Source organism: Dyella sp. (assembly GCF_035508675.1).
Taxonomy (GTDB): domain Bacteria; phylum Pseudomonadota; class Gammaproteobacteria; order Xanthomonadales; family Rhodanobacteraceae; genus Dyella_B.
Genome location: NZ_DATJMN010000370.1, coordinates 1 through 4,636, shown reverse-complemented (window position 1 = coordinate 4,636; position 4,636 = coordinate 1). Strand labels below are relative to the sequence as shown.

Here is a 4,636-nt window from a genome sequence, read left to right as displayed (position 1 = left end):
ACCGGCCACCAATCGGCGCGTGAGTGCCAAGGTTTGCGAAGTACGCTGCCATTCGCCTTGCGCGACATCTTGCTGTGCGAAGGCATAGCCAAGCTGCACATAGGCGCGCGCCACATTCACCGAAAGCTGGATACGTGCCGCACGCGCTTCGATGTCCGCGGCACGGCTACGGCCGAGTGCCGCCTCCCAGGCGGCGCGCTTGCCGCCCCATAGATCGATGTCCCAGGAAAAATTCGCGGTCACCGATTTGCCCCAGGCGAAGTGGCCGAGCACGTACGGCGGATACACCGGATCCTTGTTGGACAAGCGAATGCCTTCGGCGCCGGCTTCGAGATCCGCGCTGGGCAAGCGCGCCGCATTGGCGGTATCGGCCACGGCCTGCGCCTGCCGTGCGCGTGCTTCGGCTTCGTCCAGGCTGGGGTTGTTCTTAAGCGCTTCGTCGATCAGTGTGCTCAGCTGCGGGTCGCCGAAGCTTACCCACCAATCCTGCGCCGGCCACGCGGTGGGGCTGAGCTGCACCTGGCTGAAACTGCGCTCGCTCTTGAGGCTGCGCGCGTCAAGCGTCTTGCCGGTGGGATGCAAGCCGCCCGGCGTGGCGCAACCGGCAAGCAGCACGCACAACGCCAATGGGGCCGTGAAAGGTAAACGGGAGAAGAGATTCATGTTACGCATGGCGCTTCACCGTGACTGCGCCAGCGCATCGCCATGGCCGCCAGGGTGCACGATCAGGGTGGCGGTCTGTCCCGCCACCAGTATCGTGCCGGCCGGCATGTGATCGGTATCGATGCGCACGCGCACCGGCACGCGCTGTGCCAGGCGCACCCAGTTGAAGGTGGGATTGATGTTGGCGAGCAAATCGTTGCCGGTGGGATCGACCGCACCGGCGATACCGCGCGCCACGCCTTCGATCGTGCCGCGCAGATGCACGCCGCCGCTCATCAGGCGAATGTCGACTGGATCGCCGACGTGCAGATGCGGCAGCTTGGTTTCCTCGAAATAGCCATCCACCCAGAACGAATGGCTATCGATCAGGGCCAGCCGCGGCGCACCGGCGCTGGCGTAATCGCCCACGCGCACCAGCAGGTTGGTGATGTAGCCATCCACCGGCGCGCGCACTTCGGTGCGTTGCAGATTGAGTTGCGCCGTGGCCAGCGCCGCTTGCGCCTGCTTCACTGCCGCCTGCGCCTGCTGCTGTGCGGCGGTGGCCTGTTCGATGCCGGCCCGCGCCTTGTCCCAGGTGGCGCGTGCGGCATCCGCGGTGGCGCGCGCGTTGGCGATATCTTCGCTGGACACCACGTCGCTCAGGCTCTGCCGGCGCTTGGATTGCGCCTCGTACATGGTGAAGTTGGCCTTGCTTTGCGTGGTGCCGGCCTTGGCCGCGTCGATGTTCGCCTTGGCCGCAGCGACCGCAGCCTGTGCCGCGGCGAGATTGGCTTTGGCCTGCTCCACCGCATCTTCGTAGCGGGGGCGATCGATCACGAACAGCACGTCACCTTGCTTCACTTGCTGGTTGTCGATCACGTTCACCGCGGTGACCAGGCCGGAGACGTCCGGCGCGATACGCACCACGTTGGCGCGGATGCGTCCGTCACGCGTCCACGGCGAATACATGTAATGGCGCCATAAGCCATAGCCGATCAGTGCGGCGAGCAGCACGATGATAGCGGTGAGTGTGACGCGGATAATGAGCGTATTTTTCATGGCGTGGGATATACCGTCAAAAAGTCAGCAGCGCGAAGCCGCCGAATATGCAAACCAGGAACGCCAGGCGCAGCAGCGCCGGATGCCACACGTAGCGGTACAGCCCATAGCGGCCCACCACCCAGTCGAACAGCAGCAACAGCACCACGGCCAGCAGGAACCAGACCAGCAGGCCGGGAACCAGCGCGCCGCCAATGGCGATTTCACGTGGCATGGGCAACTCCTTGTGTGGGGGTATGCGCCTGCATGTAAGCGGCAAGCACGGATTGTTCGTCCAGCATCGCCAGGCGCAGCACGTGCAGGTGATTGAGCAGCGGCGACATGGCTTCGTCGCCGTCGATCATCGCCATCGTCGCGGCGAGTGCATCGCGCGCATGCGCATAGGTCGCGGCATCGGGATACGCGTACAGCTGCGCGATCGCATCGATGCTGCGCTCGACCGCTTCGCGGACTTCTTCAGGCAGCGGACGGCCGGCCATGTCGTTACGCAGCTCGATCAATGTGCGCCCTACTTCGTTGACGGACAGCGTCCAGGCCACCAGGCTGCGCGAAGCCTGGCTGCCGCGCTCCGTTTGCGCCACGATCTGGCCGAACAGATCGTGATTGACGCTTTCGAAGCGCGCACGCAGGCCGGGCAGCGGCGCGGTGGCGGCAAGGCGCACCTGGCGGCGCAATTGCTCCAACTGGCGGCGACGCAACCACCGGCTGCCGATGGCCGGCGGCACGAACACGAACGCCACCCCTGCCGCCGCCAGCCCGGCGAACTGGGCCAGCACGTCGTTCCAGAAAAACACCACGTCGTAATTCATCTCGTTGCGCACGGCGAGGGTCAAGGTGAAGCCCATGGCGTAGCCCACGCCGGCGCGGGCGGTGCTGGGCCATGCCATCATCGCCATGCCGATCATCAGGAACGGCGCACTGCCGGCCACCAGCAGCCCAAAACCGTCCATCAGCGGCAATACGAAAAACTGGCAGATGAAGCTCGCGCACGTACCGAGCACAAAGCCGAGCGAGGTGTGCCGTACCCATTGCGTAGGATTGGGCGCAGCGGCAAACAGACCGGCAAAGACCGTGGCGAGCAACATCGCCGACGCACCGGACGGCCACGCCGATACGATCCAGAACAGGCTCAACGCGCCCATCACCAGCGAGGTGCGCAGCATCGCCAGGGACGAACCGACATAATCGTTGCCACGCTCGAAGCGCACGCGTTCGGCCACCGACCCGAACAGCCTGGGCGCCTGCAATGCCGAGGCCGTTTCGGCGTACGCATACAGTTCATCGACAAAGCGGTCGACCAGGGTAGCGCCGGTGTCGAAATCAAGCATGTCGTAGGCCGACGTCATCGCCGCGCGCAGCGTCGACTGGCGCTCCTTGATCGCCTGTCGTGCGTCATCCAGCCGCGGCAACAGCACGCGTGCCGCGGCGCCCGCCTCGATCGGCGCATCCAGCGCGCCGGCCAATGGCCGGTACAGTTCGATCAGCGCATTCGCCGCCGTCTCGTGCCCGCGCCGCTTCAGGCGGTTGATCAAGTGATGCAGGGTCTGCAGCGTGGTGGAGGTAGCCATGAAACGCTGGTTGAGCAGCAGCATGTGGCCGCTGCGCGCACGCGCCTCCGGGTCTTCGAACACCACCGAACTGCGCAGGTCTTCCACCGTCACCGCATCACGCACGAAGCGCAGATGCGCATTCTCCAGATCGGCACGCGCCACCTTGCCGCACATCGCGCGTTGCACGAAATCGATGAAGTTGGCGAACTGTGCGCGGCACAGGCGGCGCAGATCGTCGCGGATGCGGCTGGGGAATACCACGTCGCTCACCGCCGCCGAAACGGCAATACCCAGCAGCACCTCGCTCAGGCGCCAAATCGCCGAGTTGAACACTTCCAGCGGGTTGTTGATCACCGGCAGTGCCACGATTGCCGCCGTATAACCGGCCAGCACGAAGGCGTAGGACTTGAAATTGCGATACAGCGTGGCACCACCGGCGCACGCGCCGACCCACAGCGACAAGGCCGAAAGGAACAGCACGCGGTGTTGCGGAAAAAACGCCACGATCAGGAAACCCGCCAGCGCGCCGGCCATCGTGCCGATGGCGCGGTAGAAGCTTTTGGCCAGCACCATGCCAGTCTGGCGATTGGCCACGATGACCGTAGTAAGCATCGCCGTCGACGGTTGCGGCAAGGCCAACCGCATCGCCAGCCAGCCGGTGATGTAGAAGGCGAGCAGCGACTTGACCACGAACAGCCAGGTGGTGGTCTCCTCGCGCAGGGTCGCCACGAACACGTCGCGCGTACTGGGCGTTGTCGCCTGGACTTCGGTTACAGACATGACGTCGACGGCCTCAGTCAGCCAACCCGCTCAGAAATTTCTTCAATAGCTTTTCGAGCTGAACCTGCTCGGAAACCTTCAGATGGCGCCCCTGCTTCGCCAGCAACGTACAAATATCCGGAAGCAGGCTTTCGAGCAAGGCCTGTCCCGTTGGCGTCAAGCTCAGCGCGATCTTGCGGCGGTCATCGGCGCTGGCGCTGCGCTCGATCAGGCCTTTGTCACACAGCTCGTTGGTCAGCCGCGTGATGTTGGCGGACTTCTCCCCTGCCGCATCCGCCAGCTCCGACGGCGACATCGTACCGCTGACCGAGCCGTACAGCATCATCAGCAGGTTGTATTCCGGGTGATTGATGCCGTAGGGCTTGAGCGTGAGGTTTGCCTCGTCATGCAACTGCTTGTGGATATGCTTGATCAGGCGCACCAGCGTGGCCGGCCGGCGCGGAAAAGCCGCATAACGCCGGCAGGTGACGGCGAGACGCTGTTCGGTAAGATCGAAGTCGGCCATGGCGATGCAGTCCAGGCATGTAATACAGATACATATAGTATATAAATGTAATATTTAGATGTAAACCGAAGCACGCAAAGTAGGCTGGGATGCAATCCCA

At 63.9% G+C, this 4,636-nt stretch carries 5 protein-coding genes; all 5 read right to left on the bottom strand.

The window, feature by feature from the left end; genetic code table 11:
- Positions 1-672 (bottom strand): TolC family protein (locus VMA74_RS19865; protein ID WP_325370174.1); only part of this gene is annotated, 672 nt, incomplete at its 3' end.
- A 6-nt stretch (positions 673-678) separates the two neighbouring features.
- Complete coding sequence (locus tag VMA74_RS19860) at positions 679-1,701, bottom strand: HlyD family secretion protein (protein ID WP_325370172.1); 1,023 nt, start codon at positions 1,699-1,701, stop codon at positions 679-681.
- 16 nt (positions 1,702-1,717) lie between these two features.
- Positions 1,718-1,915, bottom strand: a complete 198-nt coding sequence (locus tag VMA74_RS19855) for a DUF1656 domain-containing protein (RefSeq protein ID WP_325370170.1) — start codon at positions 1,913-1,915, stop codon at positions 1,718-1,720.
- On the bottom strand, positions 1,905-4,031 hold the full coding sequence (locus VMA74_RS19850; RefSeq protein ID WP_325370168.1) for an FUSC family protein: 2,127 nt from the start codon (positions 4,029-4,031) through the stop codon (positions 1,905-1,907). The genes VMA74_RS19855 and VMA74_RS19850 overlap by 11 nt, the downstream gene beginning before the upstream one ends.
- A gap of 13 nt (positions 4,032-4,044) precedes the next feature.
- On the bottom strand, positions 4,045-4,536 hold the full coding sequence (locus tag VMA74_RS19845; protein ID WP_325370166.1) for a MarR family winged helix-turn-helix transcriptional regulator: 492 nt from the start codon (positions 4,534-4,536) through the stop codon (positions 4,045-4,047).
- Between the last annotated feature and the right edge of the window lie 100 nt (positions 4,537-4,636).

What these genes read in the sequence shown, in the direction of transcription:
- VMA74_RS19860 (WP_325370172.1), bottom strand. Translation starts at nt 1,701, where the DNA reads ATGAAAAATACGCTCATTATCCGCGTCACACTCACCGCTATCATCGTG.
- VMA74_RS19855 (WP_325370170.1), bottom strand. Translation starts at nt 1,915, where the DNA reads ATGCCACGTGAAATCGCCATTGGCGGCGCGCTGGTTCCCGGCCTGCTG.
- VMA74_RS19850 (WP_325370168.1), bottom strand. Translation starts at nt 4,031, where the DNA reads ATGTCTGTAACCGAAGTCCAGGCGACAACGCCCAGTACGCGCGACGTG.
- VMA74_RS19845 (WP_325370166.1), bottom strand. Translation starts at nt 4,536, where the DNA reads ATGGCCGACTTCGATCTTACCGAACAGCGTCTCGCCGTCACCTGCCGG.